Raw genomic sequence first — 25,364 nt, 5'->3', positions numbered from 1 at the left:
GTTTAAAGCCGAATGTCCGCAGCAGTCCTGCTGTCGATGACAATAGAGTACAAATGAACAAACCAACTGTCAACACGCTGAACACAGGGAAAGCAAATAGTCCAACCAATATTTTCAGTATCATTCTATGAACAGATTGCATGGACAACACCTCATCATTTAATTTGCACAGTATGTTGTACTAAAGAGCGAGGATTTACGCTCAAACTTTTCGAATATTGTACTTCACGAATTTTACAACCAGGTCCAATAATAATATCCTCTCCGATAACCAAATCGGCATCTAGATGTTCAATAACGATGTGTCTTCCCTTTAGACTTGTGCATTTTCCATTTCTTCTGCCTAGCCGGATCAAATTCGCGAATGACAAACGATCAGAGCAAATTTCAATATTCTTCTTTGCAATGATATGTCTGAAAAAACTCTTGTAATGGAATTTAATCCGTACCTCCTTAGCAGATAGAGTATCTTCGATATGAATCAAGCCATTCGCATGAAACGTTTCGACGCTTACTGATGTGTCAACATGTATTGAACCAGCAGAATAGATGTGTTCAGCGGTAATAGAATGAAAATGTCCATGTCCGATATTCGAAAAATCCTTAGCGATGCAATCTGATTTAACACTGCAAGAGCCATTGTTTTTAAAGCTGCAGGTTTGAATCATCCCCTTAAATTGACCATGTCCAACGACTCGTATTGCTTTCGAATAAACATCTTCGATGTAGGTCCCGATTCCATTAATTCGAATAACATCAGAATTGGAGTGGTTCATATACTCCCCCCTTAAGTATTTTAATTGTTAAAATATATTGTAATTAAAATATAATGCGAAATGTCTCTTGTCAAGTGAAACTTACTAATTTGGGAGGTATCTAAAAAAGCTGTCACGCTTTTGGCGGACAGCTCTCAATCAATTATTTTTGACATCAGCACGTTTACTTGCTTTAAAACACCGGCTATTGTACGAAGCTTCTCTGAAGAAAATCGCTTGAATATGGTTTTCAATTTTTCTTCACCTATGCTGGTTAGTTCAACCATTACAACTCTTCTGTCTTCCTTAGTTCGAATTCTGCAAATCAGGTTTTGCTCCTCAAGCTTATCGCACATTGAGGTTGCTGCACCCGCTGTAATAAAAAAACGCTCGGATATGTCCGTTATCCGCATGCTGCCAGATAACTTTAAATCCATCAGTAGCATGATATGGTTCTGGGACAATTTATCGTTACATGTTATACCTTCTATGAATGCCTTCGATTTTTGTTGAACCTGTCGCATTTCATTCATAACATTTTGAATATCTAAATCCTCATCGCTTTGTGCAGACACTATTCAACCACCTTTAATTTAAGATCTAAATCTTATATTTATTCAAATATATATAATGACTGTATGGAAGTCAAAGCCAGTGATAACCGTCACTTATGGTAAGGTTCTCCGCGCTGTCTGTAACGGCAAGTTATTGGGCCATCCCTTGCGGGATGGCCCTGTTTACGTTGAACATTTTCCTTAAGTTATAGCTAATTTACTGACTACGCTATTGGGACCCGTAAAAATGGAACCTCCGTTTTGCACGGTTTCGCGAATCAGACCGGTCATCCTTTCACGATCGGCATTTACGATAGCAATCCAATTCTGCGGCGCGTCGGTCTCCGGATCGTACTTTGCCCCCCACCCGGCCATCTCCAGTAAAATCGGGATGACGTCAAGCCCTTTCTCGGAAAGCAAGTAGATCTCTTTCCGTTTATCGGATTCATGGGGCTCTTTAACAAGAATGCCTTTCCGCTCTAAGTGAACAAGCCGACTGGCAAGAATGTTTGACGAAATGCCTTCTTCGGATTCTAAAAACTCTCCATACGTTTTCTTACCGAAATATACGATATCTCGGATGATCAATAATGACCAAGTATCGCCAAAAGTCTCCAACGAAAAATTAATCGGGCAATGTGATTTATTATCGGATCGTTTCATAGCCCCAGCATAACACGCTTGCATGATGAAAGCAATTTAACTTGCATTACAAAAGTAAAAATGCTATTCTGTGGTGATAATAGGGGAATGCCCATTATTTTCAAGTAAATTGGGGGACGAATCATGTCAACGAATCGAACAGCGCTTCCGTTAATCGTTTCAGAAGACGAATGGCGGGTTGCCCGCGAAAAGCTGCTTATCAAAGAAAAGGAGCTCACCAGAGCGTTGGACTCGCTCGCCGCAGAGCGTAGAAGACTTCCGATGGTCCGCTTCGACAAAGTTTACGACTTCGAGGGTCCAACGGGTACAGCAGGCCTGCAGGATCTTTTTGAAGGGCGTCGCCAGCTCATCGTCTACCACTTCATGATGGATCCCGGCTCCGATCACCGTTGTCGCGGCTGCTCATCCTTCGTCGACAACATCGGTCATCTCGCCCATCTGCACGCCCGTGACACCACCTTCGTTCTTGTCTCCCCCGCGCCGCTATCGCAAATCGAACCCTATAAGAAACGCATGGGCTGGAATGTGCCATGGTTCTCTTCGAACGGCTACGATTTTAACTTAGACTGCGGTGTCGGCAAAGGATTTGGTCTTAGTGTCTTCCTCCGCGACAATGACAGAATTTTTCGTACCTATTTTACGGCGTCGCGCGGCGTCGACAGACTCAGAGCCGATTTCAATCTCCTTGACCTTACACCCTTCGGCCGTCAAGAAGACTGGGAAGATTCCCCCGAAGGGTGGCCGCAAACCCCGCCGTACACGTGGTGGCGACTGCACGACGAATACGAAGAATAACAATAAGACGGGGGCTTTTCCTATGTCAGGAAAAGCCCCATTGCGTAAGGAGAAGCTCGTTTTCTGCTCTAAGCTACCTACAACAATCTTTCAGTTGTTCGAATAATTCCAGATCTTCTGGCTGCCGCTACAGCTGGAGAATCCCTATTAAAGTAACGTGCCCTTTAGGCCGCTGGGTCAACCGCACAACTAAGTTGGAACGTAGGTCAACCTGATCACCTTCTCGCCAATTCGATCGCTTGCCACTAGGCGTAGCGGCGGCCGCGGACCGGCGAAGAACGGCTTACCGTGACCCAGCACGACTGGATGGAGATAGAGTCGATACTCATCAACTAGACCGAGCTCCGTTAGACTATGCGCCAACTCCGGCCCGGCAACTTCAATCTCTCCTTCATGCTGTGCCTTCAGCTCATGTATCGCCGCTGCCAAGTCGCCCTCGATCAGAGAAGCATTCGGCCCGACAGACTTTAACGTCCTCGACACCACCCACTTCGGCTTGCTTTGAAACGCCGCTGCGTATTCCCGTTGCGACGCATCCCATTCCAAACGGTCTTCGTCCCAATAACGCATGCCCTCGTACATGCGGCGCCCGTATACGCAGCCCGCCAGGCTGCGCATGTCGTCGATGAAATGACGGAATAGCACGGGGTCAGGCATAGATCCTGTGAAGTCGACGAACCCGTCCAGAGACTGGTTCAATGCGAAAACGATCTTTCCCATACAGCTAACTCTCCTCCTTAGTTTCTTGCACATTCATTATCAAGATTACACGTTCCATGTGCACAGTTCTGGCCTGTCCGAATACAAATTTAATTTAACGGATCGAGTTTCTACCGGTTATTGTTGACCCACTCGCTTGAGGAAATTGTTCATCAACAGTGGCAAGGAAACCAGAATCGGCGTATCGTCCTGACGAGGCTCATGGAGCATAACCATTTGGTGCTCGACTCTGCCGTTTGGATTCACGATGAGCGGCTTATGGCTTCGGGTACGGAGGGAAGCATGGTGAAGAAGAAAATCGCGCTCTTTGGACTCCCACGGAATGGCGGTTGCCATCAAATAGTAAACACCCGGCTTGATTCCTGTTAAAGCGAATGCTCCCGGACCAGATAGCGCTTGAATGAGGCTCGATCTCTCGCCATACCCCGAGTCTGATTAGAGAATCCTTCAACGTATCAATGCGCGGTAAAGAACGCCGAAATTCGGATGGCGTTACGCCAACGCACTCCGAAAATCGAGTCGTGAAAGTGCCTAAGCTCATCTGACCGATCTCTAAGCCGATATCGCGAATGCTAAAGTCGGTGTGAATAAGCAAGTCCTTCGCCTTCTGTAGCCTTAGCGCTGACACATAATATAGCGGCGACAGTCCGACCTGTTCTCTGAATAATCGCGAGAAGTGGTATGGACTGTAGGCCACATGCTTGGCCAAACGAGACAACGACAATTGGTCATTCAGATGCCGGTGGATGTAGGCGACGGCTTCGTCAATTTCCAAGATTCGCTTCGTCAACGTCGTGCCCCCTCTCAAGCCCCCTATATCAACCGAATTTTTACATAATTTATTCTACGTGAATATGGAATAATCCTTCCAGTTAGTTTAAAACCGGTGTCAAATGCAACTGGATGAACATTTGGGTAATGCTCGTAGCTGCGGAACCCTTCTCTGACCTGCTTGTAGAGAATCTCTCGTACCTACTGACTGACCAAAAGCCAACACACCACGTCCGCAATCCATGCCCCACAAGGAATTCCGCAAAAATACTTGCCCTTATTTATGGTACGGTTCAGCTTAACGGGTCTATCGGCGAAAAAGGCCCTCTTGTTTAGAGTGCCTTCACTTTCAGCTTTGTCCGGTCTGGCCACCGATACATTGCACCTGCGATGGCTATTCTATGGTGATTCCCGTCGCACTGTTTTCGATAATCTATGCCTTCAAACTAGATCAACGATTTGATAACCGGTTCTATGTCTATCAATTCCGTTGTCGTTTCGAAACGAGCTTGTACATGTCCTTTGCGATCGATCAGAAATTTAGAGAAGTTCCACTTGATCCCATCTCCAGCGTATATCTCCGGGTACTTACCCTGCAAAAAATTATTCATCGATTGACCGCTCGGAGTCTGAATATCGAAGCCTTGAAATGGCGCTTGCTGCGTTAAATATTGAAATATTGGATGCGCATTTCGTCCTCTAACATCAATTTTCTCGAACATCGGAAACGTCACGCCAAAAGTGCTCCTGCAAAATTGTTGCACTTCATTGTTATTGCCGGGCTCTTTATCGTTGAATTGGTTACAAGGGAAACCGAGTATTTCTAACCCTTGCTCACAGTAAACATCGTGAAGATTTTGCAGATCGACGAATTGGCGAGAATAGCTGCATTTGCTTGCCGTGTTTACAATAAGAAGAACTTTCCCTTGATAGGCGGACAATTTAACGAGCTGGCCGTCAATTGTGTTTACTTGGAAATTATAAATCGACATCCTATCCTACCTCCTCAGAATTCCGTACTGTTACTGAATCATAAATGAGAAATCCTTATTGGTAAAATACATAATAAAAATAATATATATATACTAAACCAATAAAGGACTCGCCCTAAATCCTCCAATTTATTTGTGGTAAATTTACACCGTATCTTTAAAATGTGGATCCGTTTTGACTTTCGTCCTGCGCCTGCTGCTGCCCCCGTCCTGCTAACCCATAGAAAAACAACTCTATCAATTGATCCATGCTTAGGGTTGTCCGTTCTTGATTCGATGCCTCCCAATGCCGGCCCAATTCATTCTTGAACATCGTAAAGTAGCGCATCATTATCTCTTCTGTCTGATCTATAAGAATATAACCCTCTTGTTTCCCGAGGGCGACAAACTTCCTAACGAATTGTGCGACCTTCTGCTCGCTATAGTTTTCCATCATTTGCATCAATCCGCTTAACTCGGAGGATGGGGCTTTCGGAAGCTCATCCGCTACAATTTTAATGTTCTTGGCCTCCAACAGCATGATTTCTTTAGTCTTCTCAGGAAAGGATAATTCGGAATCAAGAATGTCCTCACACACTGCCAGCTGCTTGTCCATCCAGTTCATCAGCGAATCGGTGTAGAGCTGTTCTTTCGTACCAAAGTAGTTATATATAGTAGCAGGGGAAACCTTCGCTTTATGCGCAATCTCATTTACGCTGACCCTCTGAAAGCCGTGCTTGAAAAAAAGCTCAAAGGCTGCGTTGTATATTTGCTCCATCTTTTTCTGTTTTCGTCGTTCGAAGCCGTCCATTATCTTCACCTCATATGTAATGTAACCAAATTTGTAGAGTATTTCAAGTAAAAGAGTATAAAACATTGAAATGATAAACTTATGTAGTTATAATAATTTTGTAGTAATACGATTCATTCAGTACATAATATATTGCGGACATTAATTTGTGATGGGAGTGTGATGAAATGAAACAAATACGGATTCCTTCTTATTTGCATGATGTTTTTGGAGAAAAACAGACCATTGGGTCTATTCTGGCGATACTGTTTTTTGGCGGAATACTGACTGCTGCGCTATATTGGGTTTTCCCTGAAATGACGAACAATTTGCCGGTGTGGCGCAGCGCTGTATCGTTATTGTTGATATTCGATATTTTTTCCGGATGCATAGCGAATTTTTCGGCTTCAACCAGCAACTTTTATGCGGCGAGAAAAACGAACCGAATCGTATTCATTGCAATACATTTCCATATCGTGCTTGTTGCGCTTCTTCTCCATTGCGGCATTTGGCATTCGCTGGCGATTTGGGCATATACGATTATTGGCGCATTTATCGTAAATGCTCTTATCGGCAAGCGTTCGCAGCTATTCGTTGCGGGTTTACTCTTGTCTGCTGGCCTCGGCTCCATGCCTATGTTACCGGGAATACCGCCGTATGTACTGATCATCGGCCTATTGTTTATGCTTAAAGTACTGTTTAGCTTCGCCGTTGATCATTATGGCAAAGCACAACATGACTCCGGTGAAGCAGCATGAATACTTCGTTCAGAATTTCTAAGCTGTCTAAATCAGATAAAGCCTCATTCGTAGCACTAATAAGCAAAGCATTTTCTCGGGATCCCTTATTTCAGCATTTGTTCGGTGATCCCGAGCATGACCTTAAAGCAAACAGAAGGATGACAGCTTTTGTGTCCTTTATGTTTGATAAAAGCTTTTTACTTCATGAAGAAGTACTGGGCCTATTTGAAAATGAGAAGCTTCTCGGCGCATATGTCGTAGAAAAGCCGCACGCAAACAAGCTTCAGAGTATAAGAGGAGGATTGTTTCTAATCGGGAGAGTGCTTCCTTTGTTGTTTTTGTTATCCTGGCAAACGCTGCGTCTCCTTAACGGCTATATGCGAGTCACAAGATCTGCTGCCCCCACATGGACGCATCATTACCTTATTTTGATTGGCGTAGAGCCGGAGAGTCAGGGAAGGGGAGTCGGTAAGGCGCTGCTGAAGCATCTGTTGAACACGGTAAGTACGGATCAGAATTCATTGGGAGTCGCGTTGGATACGGAGAATAAAGTGAACGTTAATATATATCGAAGATTCGGATTTGCCTTAAGCAGAGAGACGGAATTCAACTATTTGCCTGTTTACTGCATGTTCTATCAAAAAAACAGTTCTTACATGTCAGCGCCGAACTAAACCAAGACAGAACGGCAACTTGCATGAAGGTCATTGTCCCGCTTACCTGCTAGGTCAAACCTAACTTTTAAGAAGAATGCTCTAGACAACGGATTAAAGCCGTCCAATCCATTTCACCATAACCACGGGCCATTCCTTCAGCAAAAATAATTATGGATTAGTTGGCCCAAAGGCAGAGGGGCATGGACGGACTGCGCAGCCTTTATAGCCAATTCAAAAGCAAAATAAGTTCTGGCGTATAAAGTTTGAGACAATGCACGCATACCTCTAAAATGGTTTACAAGCTGTAGATCCTCAATTAATATTCGGGTGCTTAAGAAATGCCGGGTTCCCTATAACGGTGACCACTCGTGATGGGCAGCGCTTCTTCAATATATCCAGCAACTCATTCATCAGTAAGAAATGACTGATCATATTGACCACAAACATCCTTTCTACCCCTTGTTGGGTCAATTGCTTTTCCCAAATACGAAGCCTCCCAAGATTGCCTAATACATGCAAATCACTATATTTCTTCTTGAATTCTTCACTAACTTTTCTGATCGATGATTGTAGAGATAGGTCGGCTACCAAAAACTCCCTTTCTCGTTTCCAGTCTTTCGTGCAATGTCCTCCAATGTCTTCATCCCGCGCTCACCCATTAAGGAGCTTCAGCAGTTTAATAGCCGCCATGATAGTGATTTATCGTTAACTTCGGCGCGTCGCAAATTTTTAGAGGATTATCGCCGCAAGGTTGTTGAGCAATTAAAGAAATTTGAAGAAACGCTTGAGAAAATCGACCATAAATTCGATTTATTCAAACAGCTGGAAGCAGCAGAACAACAAGAATCCAACTAAACGTACAGACAATGTTTGCAGAATATAAGACCCCTTTCGCAAGGGGTCTTCGACTTTTTCAGGATTTTGAGCCAAATCTCAAAAAAAATTTCGCTTCACTTGTGATACGGTTCAGCTTAACGGGGCTATCGGCGAGAAGTGCGAAAGGAGCTGCCGCGGCGCATAGTTGTGAACCTTTCAATATCCGATTCTGCTTTCATAACTCTACACAGAAAGCCGCCGAAGTAATCGGCGGCCTTATTATTGATGATTCAACTATCGTTCCCAGTTAGCGTAATGCGGCCCTATAGCGTGATGATCAACTGATTGAAACGATTGCAGCGCAATAATGGCTTAAGGATAATGACCACCTATCCGTTTGGTTGATAATAATTGCAATGTCCTAATTAAATCCTTGTGAATAAATTAATCATGAAATCTTTGTCTGGAATAAATTTTCATACTTTTCTTTTCCATTCTCATCAATCCACATATGGAAATCTTTAAGCTTCGGTAATTGCGCACGCAAAACAGAAATATCGACTTCGTGACCTTTGTCGTTTAACCATTGAAACACCCCAGCCAAAATCTCATTATGCTGGCGTAACGTTTCCATTGGAATTTGGACGTAAGGAATGGTTCGATTGGTTGCGCGGCCTATGGCGTCAACAATTTGCAAAGGAGTTAACGTGTCACCAGCAAGTTCAATAGTTTTACCTAAATAGTCTTTTGGACGACTAAATATTAATGCGACGAATGCCCCTACGTCATCTACAGCTATGAGTGGAATCTTTCGATTAGAATCAAAGGCTTGGGCAATGGTACCATTCTGTACGCCTGCGGTCATGGGGTTTAAGTAGTTTTCCATAAATGTTGCAGGTCGTAATATAGTGGAAGGCAAATCAAGTGAAAGAATGTACTGCTCTATTGCCCATTTGGGCATGCTGCGAAAATGGGATTGAGCATCTGCACCGCCGACAGACCCATAAATGAAGTGTTGAATATTGTTTTTTTGTGCTAGATCTGCTATTGATTTCCCTATACGCTCTTCATCGGCCTCGGACTCAGGAGTAGGCTCCCAGCTAGGGGGAAGGACACTGAATACCCCATAGACCCCTTGCATAGCCAAGTTAACAGAGGATACCTTTTCCATGTCGCCTTGAAATAGTTCAGCCCCCAATTGTTTAAGTTTCAAAGCTTTATCGCTTGATACATCGCGAGTAAAAGCTCGTACTTTCCACCCTGATGTTATTAAATGTTTAACTGCTGCACTTCCTTGCTGTCCAGTCGCTCCAAAAACTAATATTATCTTTTCGTTCATATAATCAGATCCCTTCTTAAATTGATAAGATTTTATCTTGCTAGGCTTTACCAAAGCAGTGAGATATAATCTATTGTTATGTTAAATCATGAACTATATAATTGAAAGTAGACACATTATTTTTATATAGTTTCATTTATTAGTCTATCTATATTTAAGTAAGGAGATGGAAGACTTGAATGAACATACAGAGGAGGAACTATGCCTAATATCTATAGGGGAAGCTTTGAAGGTTGTGCGCGGAAAATGGTCTTTTTTGGTGCTAGCCTTACTCGATATGGGCCCTCAACGTTTTAATCAAATGCGAAGAAATTTAGACAATATTAGTATCAAGTCTCTAACGGATGTTTTACGTCATTTAGAGGAGTATAATGTCATTAATCGTCAAGTTTTCCCTTCAGTTCCTGTGACCGTTGAATACTCACTAACGGACAAAGGACGTGATTATATACCTGTCCTTCGACAAATGCGCTTGTGGGGTAAAAAATGGGGGGAGTATCCTGAGAACGTCGATGGTAGCAACTACAGCACAAATAGGGTGGTTTTTGAGAAAAAAACCAAGCTCTAATATTAGTTATTCTAGAACCTATAAGATGTTTCTCCTTATTGATAACGCTGTCAATCAATGAAAGTTACATCTGTGATTCACAAAATGGCACTGAATTAACCTGCCCGTTAGCTTAATTTAACAGCGCAGTGACGGCATTCCGAGCTTATAAGTGACTGTTTGTAAGCTCTGCAAAGTAACCGAATTACTACCAAAAACCACGAGAGCCAAAGCAACCGGGCAATTCCTTCATAGTCCCTCTCAAATCATTCACCGAAGTCAAGTTTGTAATTAGTGGATTGTCAACAGTAAATCAGAGGTGTACGTGGAAACAAGCCCATGCTCTTTCATGATCCGACCAATTCGACGCCTGGAGACGACGAAACCACGCTCCTGGAGCTTGACTTTGATCTTGCGTGTACCGTAAGCTTTTCGATTCTTATGGAAAATGTCCACAATCGCTTCGGTGACATCTTCTTCGTTCGCTTTTTCTTTCGCTTCAAAACGTACTTCTTGCGATTTGCAGGACGTCGCACATTGCTGATACCGAGTATTTATCACGGTTGTTCTGGATGATAGCTACTTTCGTCCCATGATCGGCGCGGCTTGCTTTAAAATATCCACCTCCATTTTCAAACGTTGGTTTTCTCTTCGTAAAGCAAGCAGCTCATTTTCTTCTGACGAGCGATTGTCCTTCTCCTTGAAGGATCCTGTGGTCGTGGCTTGTTTGATCCAGCGGTCTAAGGCGGAGGCGGTGAGGTCATATTCTTCCACAATTGCTGCTCTGGATTTACCGTTTTCATAGAGTCCCACCATTTGTTTTTTGAAATGTGCTGTAAAGTACGTCGTTGTTGTTTTGGCATTGTAGAGTTCCGCTCCTTAGGATGATAGGTTTATTCTACAAGCCCTTATTTTTATTGTCCAACTAAGTGTAGACGATCCAAGATTTCCGACTTTCAATCAACGAAGTCCTTGTAGGGGAAATGTACGAATTTGTTGGGAAACTTAGGAATGTCAATCTAAATGGCCCACACACCTACTTGCCATACTTGGCAGTGGAGTTTGCCCAATACGGAGCTATGTTAGTCGGGTTACACAACCAAAAACATTTCTCGACTGGCTCAATGGTTTTACCGGAAGCTTTGGAACTGCCTAGCCATCCAGAAGGATTCGACGATGTTGTGCGAATGGCTATGTCCGGAGAGTTATCAGAACCTTCAAAGATCATTTCAGCCTGTGAAGATTTCTGGAATGGCCTCGTGAAGTGGGCAGCCGAACATGACTACGTAATAAGTACAATAAGAATCCCATTTTGACCCGCAAATGCGACATTTACAATAATATATTATGATTTTGATAGGCTTGAGACCCCTTTCACGAGGGGTCTTCAACTTTTTTAGGAGGGATGAACATGCGAACCATCAGCAACCAACAGGACGTCGAAAACCTTCGCCGGGACGGAACCCCTGCGACGCTCGGTGGTGTTAATGGTCAACGACTTGTGGTGACATTCATCACGCTGATTAAAAACAACATTATTCGCCCTACTTATGATAAGGTTCCCCGCGTATGATCAACTATTCTGCCAGTTAACTGAGTAAGGCTGCCCAACGATTCCGCGGCAGCCTTGTGTTATCGTTTATTGATATGTTTTGACTGAAGGAGCTGTATAGATCGAGAACTTCTTCAAGCGTCCTTCAGGAGTATGATCTGCGATGACCATCGAACGATATTTAGGCTGCATAAATTGCTCGCGCTGCATAACATCAAACATGGACACAATCGGATCGAAATATTGATTAATATTTAGAAGACCACATGGCTTTGTTATGTAAAGCCAACTGACCCCAGGCAAAAATTTCGAAAAATTCTTCCATTGTCCCGGGTGTCCTCCGGGAAGAGCAAAATGAAAAAAGACTGGAGAAACGCTAGGCAAGCCCGTGCGATTTCCAGTCTTTATTGATTATGGGGTTGGACTTTAAAAAATCCGCTGCCGCTGAGCCTCGAACAATAGCACCGTCGCCGCCATAGCGACGTTAAGCGATTCCGCGCGGCCGCTCATCGGAATGATGACGTTCGTTTCCGCCAGAGCGGAAACCTGCGGTGACATGCCGCTGCCTTCGTTGCCCAGCACGAGCCAGACGCTGCGGCTTGCAAAGTCGTATTCATAGCATGAACGGGCCGACTGCAGGCTTGTCCCGACGATGGCGATGCCGCGTTCGGCCGCTTCCGGCAGCAATTCTCGCAAATCCGCTTCAAGTACGGGAACGTGAAACAACGCCCCCATCGTCGAGCGAATCGTCTTCGGATTGTACAAATCCGCCGTTCCTTTGCCCAGCACGACCGCCGTCGCCCCGCTCGCTGCCGCGCTTCTGACGATCGTGCCGACGTTGCCGGGATCCTGCACGCCGTCAAGCACCGCGACTAAGCCTCGCTCGGCGGCGAATAGCGTTTCCGCGCTCGGCGGACGTTTCCGTGCCACAGCAAAGATCGGTTGCGGCGTTTCCGTTTCACTGCATTTCGCGATGATCTCAGGGGACACGGGAATCCAGGCAGGCCCGCTCGTTCCATCCATTTCACCGAGATATTCTTCGAATTGGACCAACACACCCGATCCTTCGTCAAACGCGATCGCCTCGAGCGGCCACTTCGCATCCAACGCTTCTTTGACCAAGTGTACGCCTTCTAACAGAAACTTTCCCGTACGTTCCCGATATTTGCGCTCGAGCAGCTTGGCCCATTCTTTCGCTCTCGGATTGGCAACCGATTCGATATAATCTTCAAGGTTCCGCATTTTCTTGCTCCAGCTTCGTTAATTGTTCGTTCTTGCCGACGATAACGAGAACGTCATCATGAATGAGAGGCTCGTCCGCGCGAGGCGTAATGTTCATCTCTCCATTCCTCTTTACGGCGAGAACGTTGCAGTTGTATTTTTGGCGAATATCGAGTTGTTTCAAGTTTTTGCCGACCATGACGGAAGGAAGCTTCATTTCCACGATGCTGTATTCCGGCGATAGTTCGATGTGCTCCAGGATATTGGGCGAGATCAGATGATGGGCTACGCGCAAGCCCATGTCTCGCTCCGGGAATACGACTTTATTGGCTCCGATCTTATCCAGCACTTTGCCGTGCAATTCGTTCTGAGCTTTGACGATTATATAAGGCACGCCGAGATCTTTTAGAATTAAGGTCGTTAGAATGCTGGACTGAATGTCTTGCCCGATCGCCACGACAACCACGTCGAAGTTGCGGATGCCAAGGGCGGTCATCGCTTCTTCGTCCGTCGAATCCGCTGAGACGGCATGCGTCACCGCATGAGCCACGTCCTGTACGCGCTGGGCGTTCTCGTCCACGGCTAACACTTCGTAACCCATTTCCGCCAAATATTTCGCCAAGCTTGAGCCGAACCGGCCCAATCCGATAATGGCGAATTGTTTTTTGCCATACGGTTTTTTTGCCAACCGCTCACACCTCCGCGTTCGTTTCCAATGGGCTCATTATATCACATTCGGCAAGCGGCATAATTGCCGCTCCGACAGGGAAATCTACACGGGTAATCCACTTGCGGGAGGAATATCCGTGGAAATAGATCTAAGACAAGCGATCGTGAATCGCGTTCAAGGCAAGAACGAAGATGAATTGTCCGAGATTATCGAAGGCTCGATCCATACCGAAGACATGGCTTTGCCTGGATTGGGCGTACTCTTCGAAATGATCTGGCAGAACAGCACCGAGGCCGCAAGAAAAAAGATGATCAGCGTGCTTCGCAAGCAACTGCCTCCGACTCAAGCTTAGCCCATGTCCCTCGTCGCATGAACTAACGTACCCCCGACGATCGTATGCCGGACGAGCGGAATATCGCGGACTTTCCGCACGACGATTAAATCCGCCTGTTTTCCTGGTTCAAGAGAACCGATTTTCTCCGAACGTCCTAACGCTTTGGCCGGGTTGAGCGTAGCCATGTTCACCGCTTGCGAGAGCGGTATTCCTTCCGATTCCAATACGAAAATGGAATGCAGCAAGGAAGCCGGATGATAGTCCGAGCACAAAATGTCGGCAACGCCCTCGCGAACAGCTTGCGACGCCTTCAAGTTCCCGTCATGGGAGCCGCCGCGAACGATATTGGGAGCGCCGATGCACACGCCCATCCCTCGGGCATACGCGTAACTCGCGGTTTCGAGATTAAGCGGGAACTCGGACACCGTCGCTCCGAAATCCAGCGATCTGCGTACGGATTCGGCGCTATCGTCGTCGTGAGAAGCGACGGCGATCCCGTGTTCGCGCGCTTGGGCCGTTAACGCCTTTAGCTTGTTCCAATCTACGCGCGCCCTTCTCTCCTGAAGCTCCTCCACGATGGTCACGACTTCCTCCAAGCCAACTCCTTGATTTTTCATCACGTATCGTTCGAACGCTCCGGGACGATGATATTGGCCTTGTCCCGGCGCATGGTCCATGAGCGACACGTAATCCAGCAGCCCCTCCGACATGAGACGTTGCGCCAGATCGAAGCCGGTCAGGTGGGAAACCTCATACCGCAAATGCACGCCATGCCGAATCACCGCTCTCTCTTCGCGCATGGACGCGATCAGCCGGATCATTTCTCCTACGAGATGTTCTCCGCGCAAGCTCAAGCCCACGCCGAGCGACAAGGAATGGAGCATCGTCGTAATCCCGTGCCCCGCGAGCTTACGCTCGAATTGCAGGAAAGCCATCTCCAATGGAAACAGCGTATTAGGACGAGGCTCTACTTCCTTCTCGATGGCATCGCAATGCATATCGATTAAGCCCGGAAGCACCCAGTCCCCATTCGCGTCGATCGTTTCTGCCGAAAGATCGTCCGCATCGAAACGATCCGTATCCAGATCGGAACCCGATCGGATAGCGGCGATCGCTCCGTTCTCGACGACGATATCCCCGCGAATCACGCTTTCGGGAAGGACGATCGTTCCTCCCTTAATGATCATTCGTTTCCCCATCATAACCGCCCTTTTCATCGATTCAGTATCCTTATATTTTACATTTCATGAAGTCCGCGCACAACCAAAAGCCTGCCGCGATTGCCGCGACAGGCTAATTCATGCGGTTTCTATTAAGGCGCGACTTCTAGGAATTCAAGCTCCGGCATGCGTTCCATCGCCGTTCTCATCGCGTATTCGTTCTCGAACAGGGCGACGTTGATGTCGTTCTTATCCTTGACGAGAACCGAGTTGATGCGGAACTTGGATGGATCGACCTTGCCTCCGACGATCCAGCGAGCGAATTGGAACGGCGTTCTGAACAATTGGATGTCGACGCCGTATTCGTTTTTCATCCGGTATTCGAATACTTCGAATTGAAGCTGGCCGACGACGCCGAGATATGTGTCCTCGAACGCGCCGACGGAGCGGAATACCTGCACCATGCCCTCTTCTGTCAGTTGATCGAGCCCTTTTAGATATTGCTTTTGCTTCAAGGCGTTCTTGATCGATACTTTGGAGAAAATCTCCGGAGAGAACGTCGGAAGTTCGTTAAATACGACATCCCGGCCTTCGCTTAAGCTGTCTCCGATACGGAAGATGCCCGGATCGAACAAGCCGATAATATCTCCCGGATAAGCGGTCTCCACGATATCCCGGTCTTGTGCCAGGAATTGCTGCGGCTGCGACAGCTTGATTTCTTTGCCCGCCCGCACGTGGCGTACGCTCATCCCGCGCTGGAATTTGCCCGAGCAGATACGCAGGAACGCGATACGATCGCGGTGCGCGGGGTTCATGTTCGCTTGGATTTTGAACACATAACCCGAGAACTTCTCTTCCTGCGGATCGACCGTTCCTTCCAGCGTCTTGCGCTCTGCCGGCTGCGGCGCGAGCTCCAGGAAGTTCTCGAGGAATGTCTGCACGCCGAAGTTGTTGACGGCGCTGCCGAAAAATACCGGAGTCAACTGTCCCGTGCTTACTTTCTCATAGTCGAACGTATCACCGGCCACGTCGAGCAGCTCCAACTCCTGGGCCAGCTTATCCGCGAGGTAATCTCCCGCCATCTCTTTAATGATCGGGTCTTCGTAACCTTCCGTCTTGCGAACCTCGATCTGGGAATGATCTTTGCCTTGGAATAGCTCGACCTGGTTTTTCATGCGGTCGTATACGCCGCACAGCTCCCGTCCCATGCCGATCGGCCAGTTCATCGGAACCGAGCGAATGCCAAGCACGCGCTCGATTTCTTCGAGCAGCTCGAACGGATCTTGCCCTTCGCGGTCCAGCTTGTTGATGAACGTAAAGATCGGAATTCCGCGTTTGCTGCACACTTGGAACAGCTTGATCGTCTGGGCCTCGACGCCTTTGGCGACGTCGATCAGCATGACCGCGCTGTCGGCGGCCGTCAGCGTCCGATAGGTGTCTTCACTGAAGTCTTGGTGACCAGGCGTATCCAGAATGTTGACCTGCTTGCCGTCGTATTGGAATTGCATGACCGAGGACGTAACCGAAATTCCCCGCTGCTTCTCGATCTCCATCCAGTCGCTTGTTGCATGCCGCGCGGCCTTGCGTGCTTTAACCGAACCCGCGGTGTGGATCGCTCCTCCGTACAGGAGCAGCTTCTCCGTCAATGTCGTTTTCCCCGCATCGGGGTGCGAAATTATAGCAAACGTACGGCGCTTTTCCACTTCTTGCCGTATTTCGTCTTTCATTTTCTGGCTCATCCGGCGATATTCCCTTCACGTTAAAATAACAGTTATCATTATAACATAAGAAAATCTCTCTAGGATATTCTCGATACGCGTCGGAAACAGAATGAAAACTCCGCGTTTCCCATAGGATAGCGGAGTTTCTTGACGCTCGGGAGTTTTCGATTAATGGCCTGAGGCGTAATCTTCCTTGCCTTCCGCGGATGCGTCAAGCTTCGTGCGACCCATGAAAAAGGACGCGATCAGCGCAAGCAGAGCCGGAATGATGGCCCAAGCGAAAGTGTAGACGATAGAAGAGGAAAGCATCGTTCTGATCGGTTCCAGTATTTCTTGCGGAATATTCGCTCTCAGCTCGGGATTCAACAGCGAATGAGGATCTTTGAAGTCCAGACCTTCCGGCATTTGCCCGCCCGCAGCATTCTGCCCGCCGGAGAAGAAGTTCGTAAGCTTGCCGGTAAAGGAATGGCTTTGGATGATCCCGAACGTCGTGATTCCGATCGTCATGCCTAGAGAGCGGATAAAATTAAGCGTTGAGCTCGCCGTCCCGCGCTGCCGTGCCGTCAAGCCGTGTATGGCGGCGTTGCTGAGCACCGAGAACGAGGCACCAATGCCGAGTCCGATCAGCACCATGTATAACGTAACGATTAACCGGGTCGACTCCGAAGTCAGCGTGGCCACGAGCGCGATTCCCGCAACGAGAATGGCTAGCGTTGGAATCATGAGATTCCGGTAGGGAAGCTTCGTCATCAGAAAGCCGCCGACGGATGCCGTCACGACCGACCCGACCATCATCGGCAGGAGCACGAGTCCCGAATTCGTCGCCGTTCCGCCGAGCACGCCTTGGACAAAAATCGGGATGTAGACGGAAGCCACGATAAACGCCGCTCCACTGAACATCGCGCAGACGATGCTCATAGCATACAGCCGGTTCTTAAACAGACTGTACGAGATGATCGGCTCCTCCACTTTTGTCTCCGTGATCAGGAAAGTGATCGCCAGCACGACGAATCCAGCGAATAAGCCCAGAATCGTGGAAGAGTCCCAAGCGAATTTCTTGCCGCCAAGCTCTAACGCGAACATCAAGCAGACGACCGCGCCGACCAACGTAACCGCGCCAATCCAGTCGATTGGCTGTTTGGAATGCTCGTGCGACTCCTTGTAGAAGAACACGATCATCGCGAAAGCCAGTACGCCAAGCGGCAGGTTGATATAGAATATCCATTCCCATGCGATATGGTCCGTAATATAAGCGCCAAGCAACGGTCCGAAAATGCTGGATAATCCGAACACCGCTCCGAATAATCCGCCCAGCTTGCCGCGGGACTGCAGCGGAACCGTGTCGAACATGATCGTGAATGCGATCGGAACGAGCGCTCCGCCGCCGATTCCCTGAATCGCGCGGTACATGGCGAGTTCCGTAATCGAATGCGCGGTTCCGCATAATGCCGACCCCGCCATAAAGACGATCAAGCCGAAGATAAAAAACCTTTTGCGCCCATACATATCGGACAGCTTGCCGAAGATCGGCATACCCGCCATCTCCGCCACCATATAGGCGGAGGTTACCCAAACGAATTGATCCAGACCTCCAAGCTCTCCGACGATGTTCCCCATCGCGGTCGCGACGATCGTATTGTCCATGGAAGCCATTAATATCCCGAGCAGCAAGCCGGCAATGACGATGCCCAGATTGCTCTTGGATGGTTGTTTCATGTGTTACGCGCTCCTCATCCTATCGAATCTCTTTGCTTGTGCCGATTCATTGACGGACTGACTCTTTGACGCTTGCGCTCTTATGCGCGGTATAATCCCCCCGGTATTCGACGCGTCCGATCCGACAGCCCGGTCCGATCGTTACCCGGTTACCGCGCACGACCTCCGCGATCGTATATTCCAAGTCCACCGTATCCCCCTCGATCAGGTCGGCCGTAAGCTCGATCGGGCCGCCGGGTTTGAACAGATGAAGCAACTTCGATTTACGGCTTCTTCTAACCCGAAGATTCGATCCGCCGATCTCCGCTGCCTTACACGAACCGAACATTTGGACTTCCATCCGCTCGGAGCTTAACAATCCCGGAATGTTAAATGCACCGTTTAACTCAAGCGTTCCCGTCTCGCAATCCCCGGATACTTCGATATTGCCCGTAAACTTGATCTTCTCGATCCGAGCCCCGGATTCCGCTTTCAATTCCCCGCGTCCGCTCACTGCACCGACCGCCAGACCGCCTTGAACGTCGCATTCTCCGGTAATTTTCAGCTCCTCCGCACGCAAGCCGCCTTTGATTTCAAGCTCACCGATATGGGACAGCTTGACACAGTCCACATCACCGTTAAATACAGTTTCTCCGGTCACTTTAATATTTCGGAATATGCCTCCGGCGGTGCTCGTTTCTCCAATCATCTTCAAATCGCGTCTATTCTCTTCAGCCACCGATTTTCACCCCTTTGCCGATTTTCGCGCTTGGATGTACTTTCAGTTCCGTTCGGTACTCCACCAAGTCGACACGGCAGCCCTTGCCAATCATGACCCGGTTGCCTCTGACGACCTCCGTCTCGGTATGCTCCAGATCGATATCGTCGCCTTCAATAGATGACGTATGAAGCTCGATAGCATATCTCGGCAAAACCCAAGTGATTAGCGCTGCCCAAGGAGTTCTCCGTTTCCTGCGGACTTGGATCGACTCGCAGCCGATCTCTCTGGTGCGGCCTTGGCCGTTCAACATGACGTATAATCTGCCGACATTCATACTTCCGTCGATGGTGAACCCGCCGTCCATGCGCAGTTCCTCAATCTCGCAGTCGCCTTTCACTTTGAGCATCCCGTTCACCGTAAATCTGTCCGCCTTTAAAGAGCCCTTGATTTTCATTAAGCCGTCGACGAGCGATTTGCCGGCGGATACGTGGCCATCGATCGTAATCATACCGTCGCAGTCCATATCGTCCGTCGCGAGACTTCCTCGTACCTTCGTCATACCGTTGGCGTCAAAACTCTCTGCCACGATGTCTCCTTCCACGGTTCCGACCCCGTCAATTCGCACTTTCCCGTAATCTCCCCCGCTTGCCGTCGTGACGCCGTTAATGACCAAATCCGGTTTTTCGGAATATTCCATATGGTTTCCCCCCTAGACCAATTTTCCTTTCAGCTGTTCGATGCATTCCGTCATGGACAACCTCGCGACGACTTTAACCCCGTTCTCGAAATACATTTCCACAGGAACCGACAGCAATGCGAACGACGATACGCCCATCTTGCGGATAAACACCAGATCGCAAGGTTTCGTTTCGAATTTCGGAAAATGTTCCCGCAGCGTCTGAAGCAGATGTTCCCCTTCTTCCATGCTCATCTCTCCGGCTTGAAGAAGCTTATCGACGACATAGAAGTACAGCAGTATGTCGAATGTATATACGATCTCACTTGCATCTTCCGACGCGAAACGCTGCAGCACAATGGACGAAACAATGTTCCGTTTCTCAAGATCGGACTTGCGCATCTCATAGGCCGGCAGCAGCGGCGAAAGCTTGTCGGCTAGCTCATCCAGCGACAGATCGTCCTTCATGTTCATAATTTTATCGATTCGCGCCAAAATGAGATCCTTCGGAAAAAACGTTTCCTGTCCCGTAAAAGTAGACTTTCGTATAAACCATTCTTCAGGGATGAGCTGCTTGCGTTTCCATCGGTACAATTGCCCGTAAGAAATGCCTTTCTCGTCAAGCAGCTCCTTCTTCGATATCAGTTCCCGTTCCATAATCATCCCTCCTGCAAGATTAATGTAACATAACATTGTTACGTTGTAAATGGGAATTTAGTCAATTTGGAAAATGTCATTGCTGCTGTTTGCGACATTGAGCGGTTGAAACCCGGTCCGGGACTCCCCATTGTCGCATTTAGCGACATTGAGTGGCTGAAGTCCGGCTCGTGGCAAACCATTGTCGCATTTAGCGACATTGAGCGGCTGAGTTCCGGCTCGGGACTCCCCATTGTCGCATTTAGCGACATTGAGCGGCTGAGTTCCGGCTTGGGTCTCCCCATTGTCGCATTTAGCGACATTGAGCACGTATGACGTTTTTTGCACGGGTAACAAAAAAGGATTGTTCCGGTCGGGTTCGATTAAGAACCCGAGGAACAACCCTATTATTTGCGATTATGCTTTAGTCGCCAAGAAGGAACGCACGCGCGGGAGCCCCGTCGATTCCCGTAAGCTTCAGCGGTGCGATGACCAGCGTGTAGTTGCCTGCCGGAACGTCCTTCAGGCGCAGGCCTTCGACGATGATGACGTCATTGCGCATCAGCGTGCGATGGGTCGGATATTCCGCTTGGGCGCGTTCGATGCCGAGTGCGTCCGTCGCGACCAAGCCGACGCCGATGTCGGCCAAATACTTCGCGCCATCTTCGCGCAAGAAAACGAAGTCCAACAGAAAATCTTCGCTGAATGAGCTCGAAGTTTTCAGAATGACCCGCTCGCCTTTCTGGATGGCGAAAGGAACGAGATCATCCTTCGTAATGAAATCCTTCGCATGCGTCAGATCAAGCACGCGAGCCGGCCCGACCAGACGCTCGAGCGGGATAGTCTCGATCGTCTCCCCGCCTGCAAGCATGTGCAGCGGAGCGTCGACATGCGTTCCCGTATGCGTGTTCAGCGTTAGCAAGCTTTCGTGAGGCTTGCCTTCGTCATGATTTTGCACGTTCGTTATGCTCGGCTTCTTATGCTCGTAGCTTTTCCATACTTGCATGCTTTCTTCGATCGTCATGCTGATATCGTAAATTTTAGGCACCGGTATTTCCCCCTGTACGCTTATTTGCTCGTATTGGACACCCAAACGACGTTATCCTCGTCCTGCCCGTTCACCGGCCACCAGTGGAAGCCGTCCTCTTCGAGCAGCCGATCCGCTTCTTCCGGACCCCACGATCCCGCCGGATAAAGTGCCGGCTCGATGGCATGTTCCTTCCAAGCCGCGGCGATCGGATCGATGATCTTCCAGGCGGCCGCCAACTCGTCCCAACGCGTGAAGTACGTACCTTCCCCGCGAGCCGCATCGAAAATCAAGCGTTCGTAGGCTTCCGGCGTATTGATACCGACTTGGCAGCTTTGGCAGAATTCCATCGCGACCGGTTGAATCTTCATGTCGTTGCCGGGTTTCTTCGCGTTGATCCGGAAGTAGATGCCTTCCATCGGATTGACGCGAATGACGAGCAGATTCGGCTGAAGCTCCTGCTTTCTTGCGAAGAGAACATGGTTCGGCACGTTCTTGAACTCCACGACGATTTCCGTCGATTTGACCGGAAGTCGTTTGCCCGTTCGTACGTAGAACGGAACGCCCGCCCAGCGGAAATTCTCGACGAACAGACGGGCTGCGAAGAACGTTTCGGTGACCGATGCCGGATCGACGTGATCCTCCTCGCGATACCCCTTAAGCTCTTTGCCTTTCAGCGATCCGCTTGCGTATTGCCCGCGGACGATCTGAGTACGCACGTCTTCGGCGGTCATATACCTTCTGACCGAGCGAATGACCTTAACCTTCTCGTCGCGGATGCTTTCGGGATCCAGCCGCGCGGGCGGCTCCATTGCGATCATGGTCAGCATCTGCAGCATATGATTCTGCACCATGTCTCTCAGCGCGCCGGATTTATTATAGTACGCGCCGCGATCTTCGACACCGACCGTCTCGGCAAGCGTAATTTGAATATTGGCGATGTGATTCTTGTTCCATAGAGGCTCGAAGAATGCATTCGCGAAACGAATGACTTCGATATTCTGCACCATTTCTTTGCCAAGGTAATGATCGATCCGGAACACTTCGTTTTCCTTGAATACCTGGCGGATTTCTTCGTTCAGGTTCTCAGCGGAAGGATAGTCGTATCCGAACGGCTTCTCGATGACAAGACGATGCCAGCCCTCGCTCTCCAGCATGCCTCCGTCGCGGAGATTGCGGGATACGCTGCCGAACAATTCGGGCGCAAGCGCCAAGTAGAACAAGCGGTTGCCCGGAATGTCATTGCTCGCTTCAAGCTGTTCCGTATACGCCTTGAGCTGTTTGAACGCTTCGACGTTGCCCGTATCGAGAGACATATATGTAAAACGATCTACAAACCCGTTCCAATCATCCTTCTCCCCGGGTTTGTAACGGCAAAACTCGCGAATCGACTCATGGACGTCGTCCCGAAACTGTTCGTTCGTACGGGGTCTGCGGGCTAAACCGACGATCGCGAACCGCTCTCCGAGCTTACCTTCGCGATATAAGCTGTATAAAGCCGGAAACAGTTTGCGACGCGCCAAATCCCCGGTCGCTCCGAAAATGAAATAGACCGCTTCAGGAGCGGAAATCGTTTCGTTTTTATTGTCCGTCATGATCCTCATCTTTCTTCTTTACAGAATGGGATACACCGATTTTGTCAAATCTCATGAATTGTAGTTTAGCATAATTCGGAAGACAACGCCACGTTTTAAACCGTCTTTTCGCCCGGATGGGTAACCGCCCGTGCGCGTTTGTCTCGGCCCGAATACACTGCTTAAAAATAGTTCAATATCGAGGAGGATGGAACCATGAAGGATGACAAATTCCTTGTTGATGAACAATCCCTTCGGCCCTTCCGCGGCCGAGCGGTTTGCGTCATTACGAACGACGATATTCGGCATACGGGAGTTCTGACCGGATGCGGTCCCAAGTCGCTTGTATTAAACGGAGAGAGGTCGGCTCGTCCGGCGAAGAAAACGCGCAAAACGAAACGGAAAGTCGACGTCAGCGCCGTAACTAACGAGCAAAGCGGATTTGAAGAACTACCGTATTGGGGACAACTGAGCATTGATCCCCCGACGTTATTAGACATGTCGAAATCGACCATTTCTCTCTCCCGCATTAAAGCCGTGTTTCCGCTCTAATCCGCTAGCCCGTTGCGGTGGGCATAGATTGCCGCCTGCGTACGGTCCTCGACGCCAAGCTTGCCGAACAGATTCGTCAGATGGTATTTGACCGTTTTGATTCCGATGAACAGTTCGTCCGCGACTTCTTGATTCGACTTGCCTAAGGCAATGAGCTTCAGCACTTCCATCTCTCGCTCCGTCAAATCTTCGTGCGGCTGAGCCACCGCCTGCGGAGGACGCCGGAAACGGTTCATCATCTTAGATGCGACCTGGGACTCCAGGACGGATTGGCCTCGCGCGGCCGCGCGGATCGCGTCCGCGATTTCCGTGGCGCGCGAGGTTTTCAGCAGATAGCTGAACGCTCCCGCTTCGATGACGGGATACATTTTCTCGTCGTCCAGAAAGCTGGTCAGCACGATCACCCGGCAGCTCGGCATCTCTTCCATGATGCGACGGGTCGTCTCGATCCCGTCCATTCCTTCCATGACCAGATCCATCAGAACGACATCGGGCGTATATTCGCGAGCCAAGCGAAGCCCGTCCATTCCATTGCCCGCTTCTCCGACGATTTCGATCCCATCCTCCGTGCTGAGCACGGCCGCGAGCCCGATTCTGACCATCTCGTGATCATCCACTAGCAATACCCGTACCGGATTATGTTCCGACGCCATTCGATCAACCGCCTTCCGCCATCAAGGGCACTCTGATTTCGATTCTCGTCCCTTTGCCCGGAGCGCTCGCGATATTCAGCGAACCACCGAGTTCATTGACGCGTTCTTCCATGTTCGTCATGCCGTAGGAAGCCTGTTTCTTCACTTGCGTGTCGAAACCGATCCCGTTATCTCTAATGCCAAGCCGCACCGTTTCCCCGCGGCGTTGAAGCACGATATCCATTCTTGTAGCTTTGGAGTGACGCAGCGTATTGGACAAGGCTTCCTGAACGATACGGAACAAATGGTTCTCTACGCCTTTGTTAAGCGGTAAGTCCTGATCGATATCGATGCCGATATCGACGGGCACCTTCGCCTTCATTTCTTCGACCAATTCCGGTATCGCTTGCGCCAGGCGCTTGCCTTCCAGATGAACCGGGCGCAAGTGCAGCAGGAGCGCCCTCATCTCCGATTGCGCGGCCGAAGCCATCTCCTCGATCAGTTCCACTTGCCTGCGAGCTCTCTCGAAATCGTGGTCCATCGTTCGACCGACCGCGGTAGCCGTCATAGATATCGCGAACAGTTGTTGGCTGACCGCATCATGCAGCTCCCGCGCCAAGCGCTGCCGCTCTTCGACGACGGCGCTCATCCGGGCTTGCGCGGCGAGCTCCGCGTTGTTGGTGGATAAGCGCTGCAGCGACGAGACTTGCTCCTCCCACTTGCGTCCAAGCTTGGCCAATTGCTCGCCAAGACGTCCGATTTCGTCTCTGCCCATGTCCGGCAAGGGCAGTGCCGGGCTTCCTTTTTCAAGCGTAACCATGGATTCCCTTAACATCTCGAGCCGGCTTCGAATCGGATAAATCCGCCAGAAGCCGTACACGACTCCCGTCACGGTCAAGACGCCGATCGCGGTCAGCGTAAAGGAAATCGCCTTATCCCATGAATCGAACGATCCGCCAATACCGTAACGAATGAACAAATAAACGACAAGAGCGCCAACGCCCAGGGAGTACAACACGGCCTCGCCCATGTGACGCCATACCATATTGGTGACCTTCCGAGACTCCATGCGACTC

32 protein-coding genes and 2 pseudogenes are annotated in these 25,364 nt (G+C 49.0%); 10 read left to right on the top strand and 24 right to left on the bottom strand.

Annotation, left to right across the window (positions count from 1 at the left end; all coding sequences use genetic code 11):
• Positions 1-155: 155 nt before the first annotated feature.
• From FPZ45_RS15120 to FPZ45_RS15110, 3 genes are all read right to left on the bottom strand, one after another.
• The gene (locus tag FPZ45_RS15120) at positions 156-776 is read right to left on the bottom strand and encodes a hypothetical protein (RefSeq protein ID WP_144703365.1); all 621 of its coding nucleotides are present in this window, start codon (positions 774-776) and stop codon (positions 156-158) included.
• 134 nt (positions 777-910) lie between these two features.
• Positions 911-1,330, bottom strand: coding sequence for a MarR family winged helix-turn-helix transcriptional regulator (locus tag FPZ45_RS15115; protein WP_246120461.1), 420 nt, complete (start codon positions 1,328-1,330; stop codon positions 911-913).
• Positions 1,331-1,510: 180 nt separating this feature from the next.
• On the bottom strand, positions 1,511-1,972 hold the full coding sequence (locus tag FPZ45_RS15110) for a winged helix-turn-helix transcriptional regulator (RefSeq protein ID WP_144703362.1): 462 nt from the start codon (positions 1,970-1,972) through the stop codon (positions 1,511-1,513).
• 123 nt (positions 1,973-2,095) lie between these two features.
• Between FPZ45_RS15110 and FPZ45_RS15105 the strand changes: the two genes are divergently transcribed.
• On the top strand, positions 2,096-2,767 hold the full coding sequence (locus tag FPZ45_RS15105; RefSeq protein ID WP_144703359.1) for a DUF899 domain-containing protein: 672 nt from the start codon (positions 2,096-2,098) through the stop codon (positions 2,765-2,767).
• Positions 2,768-2,956: 189 nt separating this feature from the next.
• Here FPZ45_RS15105 and FPZ45_RS15100 read toward each other — a convergent pair whose 3' ends face one another.
• The 5 genes from FPZ45_RS15100 to FPZ45_RS15085 all read right to left on the bottom strand — a co-directional run bounded on the left by FPZ45_RS15100 (position 2,957) and on the right by FPZ45_RS15085 (position 6,040).
• Complete coding sequence (locus tag FPZ45_RS15100) at positions 2,957-3,487, bottom strand: dihydrofolate reductase family protein (RefSeq protein WP_144703355.1); 531 nt, start codon at positions 3,485-3,487, stop codon at positions 2,957-2,959.
• 117 nt (positions 3,488-3,604) lie between these two features.
• Complete coding sequence (locus FPZ45_RS26050) at positions 3,605-3,823, bottom strand: hypothetical protein (protein WP_425457008.1); 219 nt, start codon at positions 3,821-3,823, stop codon at positions 3,605-3,607.
• Positions 3,744-4,184: a helix-turn-helix transcriptional regulator gene (locus FPZ45_RS26045; RefSeq protein WP_425457005.1), complete on the bottom strand. Its 441-nt coding sequence runs from the start codon at positions 4,182-4,184 to the stop codon at positions 3,744-3,746. Before FPZ45_RS26045 ends, FPZ45_RS26050 begins: the two co-directional genes overlap by 80 nt.
• Positions 4,185-4,704: 520 nt before the next feature.
• Entirely contained in the window at positions 4,705-5,250 is a 546-nt protein-coding gene (locus FPZ45_RS15090; protein ID WP_144703352.1) for a glutathione peroxidase, read from the bottom strand.
• A 157-nt stretch (positions 5,251-5,407) separates the two neighbouring features.
• A complete protein-coding gene (locus FPZ45_RS15085) occupies positions 5,408-6,040 on the bottom strand; it encodes a TetR/AcrR family transcriptional regulator (protein WP_144703349.1) in 633 nt (210 codons plus the stop codon).
• A 167-nt stretch (positions 6,041-6,207) separates the two neighbouring features.
• Between FPZ45_RS15085 and FPZ45_RS15080 the strand changes: the two genes are divergently transcribed.
• Entirely contained in the window at positions 6,208-6,777 is a 570-nt protein-coding gene (locus FPZ45_RS15080; protein ID WP_144703346.1) for a hypothetical protein, read from the top strand.
• A gap of 161 nt (positions 6,778-6,938) precedes the next feature.
• Complete coding sequence (locus tag FPZ45_RS15075; RefSeq protein ID WP_246120470.1) at positions 6,939-7,433, top strand: GNAT family N-acetyltransferase; 495 nt, start codon at positions 6,939-6,941, stop codon at positions 7,431-7,433.
• A 294-nt stretch (positions 7,434-7,727) separates the two neighbouring features.
• Here the strand turns inward: FPZ45_RS15075 and FPZ45_RS26040 are convergent, their stop codons facing one another.
• On the bottom strand, positions 7,728-8,051 hold the full coding sequence (locus FPZ45_RS26040) for an SDR family NAD(P)-dependent oxidoreductase (protein WP_144703838.1): 324 nt from the start codon (positions 8,049-8,051) through the stop codon (positions 7,728-7,730).
• Between FPZ45_RS26040 and FPZ45_RS15065 the strand changes: the two genes are divergently transcribed.
• The gene (locus tag FPZ45_RS15065; protein WP_144703340.1) at positions 8,040-8,270 is read left to right on the top strand and encodes a hypothetical protein; all 231 of its coding nucleotides are present in this window, start codon (positions 8,040-8,042) and stop codon (positions 8,268-8,270) included. The two genes, FPZ45_RS26040 and FPZ45_RS15065, sit on opposite strands and share 12 nt — an antisense overlap.
• 409 nt (positions 8,271-8,679) lie before the next feature.
• On the opposite strand, the gene FPZ45_RS15060 is transcribed toward FPZ45_RS15065, so the two are convergent.
• Positions 8,680-9,570, bottom strand: coding sequence for an NmrA/HSCARG family protein (locus FPZ45_RS15060; RefSeq protein WP_144703336.1), 891 nt, complete (start codon positions 9,568-9,570; stop codon positions 8,680-8,682).
• A gap of 166 nt (positions 9,571-9,736) precedes the next feature.
• Here FPZ45_RS15060 and FPZ45_RS15055 point away from each other — a divergent pair, with 166 nt between their 5' ends.
• On the top strand, positions 9,737-10,138 hold the full coding sequence (locus tag FPZ45_RS15055; protein ID WP_144703334.1) for a winged helix-turn-helix transcriptional regulator: 402 nt from the start codon (positions 9,737-9,739) through the stop codon (positions 10,136-10,138).
• 297 nt (positions 10,139-10,435) lie between these two features.
• Here the strand turns inward: FPZ45_RS15055 and FPZ45_RS25765 are convergent.
• Positions 10,436-10,957: pseudogene (locus tag FPZ45_RS25765) on the bottom strand (IS3 family transposase); the annotation flags it as partial.
• 95 nt (positions 10,958-11,052) lie between these two features.
• Here FPZ45_RS25765 and FPZ45_RS15040 point away from each other — a divergent pair.
• Both FPZ45_RS15040 and FPZ45_RS25365 read left to right on the top strand, forming a co-directional pair.
• Positions 11,053-11,433: pseudogene (locus FPZ45_RS15040) on the top strand (kanamycin nucleotidyltransferase C-terminal domain-containing protein); the annotation flags it as partial.
• A 95-nt stretch (positions 11,434-11,528) separates the two neighbouring features.
• On the top strand, positions 11,529-11,690 hold the full coding sequence (locus tag FPZ45_RS25365; protein WP_186438410.1) for a hypothetical protein: 162 nt from the start codon (positions 11,529-11,531) through the stop codon (positions 11,688-11,690).
• A gap of 66 nt (positions 11,691-11,756) precedes the next feature.
• On the opposite strand, the gene FPZ45_RS15035 is transcribed toward FPZ45_RS25365, so the two are convergent.
• The 3 genes from FPZ45_RS15035 to FPZ45_RS15025 all read right to left on the bottom strand — a co-directional run bounded on the left by FPZ45_RS15035 (position 11,757) and on the right by FPZ45_RS15025 (position 13,578).
• Positions 11,757-11,972, bottom strand: coding sequence for an LOG family protein (locus tag FPZ45_RS15035; protein WP_342780063.1), 216 nt, complete (start codon positions 11,970-11,972; stop codon positions 11,757-11,759).
• Positions 11,973-12,095: 123 nt separating this feature from the next.
• Positions 12,096-12,911: a TrmH family RNA methyltransferase gene (locus FPZ45_RS15030; protein WP_144703322.1), complete on the bottom strand. Its 816-nt coding sequence runs from the start codon at positions 12,909-12,911 to the stop codon at positions 12,096-12,098.
• Entirely contained in the window at positions 12,898-13,578 is a 681-nt protein-coding gene (locus FPZ45_RS15025; protein ID WP_144703319.1) for a potassium channel family protein, read from the bottom strand. The genes FPZ45_RS15030 and FPZ45_RS15025 overlap by 14 nt, the downstream gene beginning before the upstream one ends.
• 118 nt (positions 13,579-13,696) lie before the next feature.
• Here FPZ45_RS15025 and sspI point away from each other — a divergent pair, with 118 nt between their 5' ends.
• Positions 13,697-13,912 carry a small acid-soluble spore protein SspI gene (sspI, locus tag FPZ45_RS15020; protein WP_144703317.1) on the top strand — a complete coding sequence of 72 codons (216 nt, stop codon included), beginning with the start codon at positions 13,697-13,699 and terminating at the stop codon, positions 13,910-13,912.
• On the opposite strand, the gene FPZ45_RS15015 is transcribed toward sspI, so the two are convergent.
• From FPZ45_RS15015 to FPZ45_RS14990, 6 genes are all read right to left on the bottom strand, one after another.
• Complete coding sequence (locus tag FPZ45_RS15015) at positions 13,909-15,111, bottom strand: alpha-D-ribose 1-methylphosphonate 5-triphosphate diphosphatase (protein ID WP_246120459.1); 1,203 nt, start codon at positions 15,109-15,111, stop codon at positions 13,909-13,911. The genes sspI and FPZ45_RS15015 overlap by 4 nt on opposite strands.
• 95 nt (positions 15,112-15,206) lie before the next feature.
• Positions 15,207-16,793 carry a peptide chain release factor 3 gene (locus tag FPZ45_RS15010; RefSeq protein ID WP_144703314.1) on the bottom strand — a complete coding sequence of 529 codons (1,587 nt, stop codon included), beginning with the start codon at positions 16,791-16,793 and terminating at the stop codon, positions 15,207-15,209.
• Positions 16,794-16,943: 150 nt separating this feature from the next.
• Positions 16,944-18,491, bottom strand: coding sequence for an MDR family MFS transporter (locus tag FPZ45_RS15005; RefSeq protein WP_144703312.1), 1,548 nt, complete (start codon positions 18,489-18,491; stop codon positions 16,944-16,946).
• A 46-nt stretch (positions 18,492-18,537) separates the two neighbouring features.
• Positions 18,538-19,209 (bottom strand): hypothetical protein, encoded by a 672-nt coding sequence (locus tag FPZ45_RS15000; RefSeq protein WP_144703309.1) that lies wholly within the window; start codon positions 19,207-19,209, stop codon positions 18,538-18,540.
• The gene (locus tag FPZ45_RS14995) at positions 19,202-19,888 is read right to left on the bottom strand and encodes a hypothetical protein (protein WP_144703306.1); all 687 of its coding nucleotides are present in this window, start codon (positions 19,886-19,888) and stop codon (positions 19,202-19,204) included. Before FPZ45_RS14995 ends, FPZ45_RS15000 begins: the two co-directional genes overlap by 8 nt.
• A 12-nt stretch (positions 19,889-19,900) precedes the next feature.
• On the bottom strand, positions 19,901-20,524 hold the full coding sequence (locus FPZ45_RS14990) for a YhbD family protein (RefSeq protein ID WP_144703303.1): 624 nt from the start codon (positions 20,522-20,524) through the stop codon (positions 19,901-19,903).
• A 66-nt stretch (positions 20,525-20,590) separates the two neighbouring features.
• On the opposite strand from FPZ45_RS14990, the gene FPZ45_RS14985 reads away from it, so the two are divergent.
• A complete protein-coding gene (locus tag FPZ45_RS14985; protein ID WP_144703301.1) occupies positions 20,591-20,839 on the top strand; it encodes a hypothetical protein in 249 nt (82 codons plus the stop codon).
• Positions 20,840-20,927: 88 nt separating this feature from the next.
• Here FPZ45_RS14985 and FPZ45_RS14980 read toward each other — a convergent pair whose 3' ends face one another.
• On the bottom strand, positions 20,928-21,551 hold the full coding sequence (locus tag FPZ45_RS14980) for a cyclase family protein (RefSeq protein ID WP_144703298.1): 624 nt from the start codon (positions 21,549-21,551) through the stop codon (positions 20,928-20,930).
• A 20-nt stretch (positions 21,552-21,571) separates the two neighbouring features.
• Complete coding sequence (zwf, locus tag FPZ45_RS14975) at positions 21,572-23,125, bottom strand: glucose-6-phosphate dehydrogenase (protein WP_144703295.1); 1,554 nt, start codon at positions 23,123-23,125, stop codon at positions 21,572-21,574.
• 195 nt (positions 23,126-23,320) lie between these two features.
• Here zwf and FPZ45_RS14970 point away from each other — a divergent pair, with 195 nt between their 5' ends.
• Positions 23,321-23,656, top strand: coding sequence for a hypothetical protein (locus tag FPZ45_RS14970; RefSeq protein WP_144703292.1), 336 nt, complete (start codon positions 23,321-23,323; stop codon positions 23,654-23,656).
• Here FPZ45_RS14970 and FPZ45_RS14965 read toward each other — a convergent pair.
• Positions 23,653-24,309: a response regulator gene (locus FPZ45_RS14965; protein ID WP_144703289.1), complete on the bottom strand. Its 657-nt coding sequence runs from the start codon at positions 24,307-24,309 to the stop codon at positions 23,653-23,655. The two genes, FPZ45_RS14970 and FPZ45_RS14965, sit on opposite strands and share 4 nt — an antisense overlap.
• A gap of 4 nt (positions 24,310-24,313) precedes the next feature.
• Positions 24,314-25,357, bottom strand: coding sequence for a sensor histidine kinase (locus FPZ45_RS14960; protein ID WP_144703286.1), 1,044 nt, complete (start codon positions 25,355-25,357; stop codon positions 24,314-24,316).
• Positions 25,358-25,364 lie beyond the last annotated feature (7 nt).

It is taken from the genome of Cohnella terricola (assembly GCF_007786475.1).
In the GTDB taxonomy this organism is placed as follows: domain Bacteria; phylum Bacillota; class Bacilli; order Paenibacillales; family Paenibacillaceae; genus Cohnella; species Cohnella terricola.
This window is presented reverse-complemented; position numbering and strand designations above follow the sequence as displayed.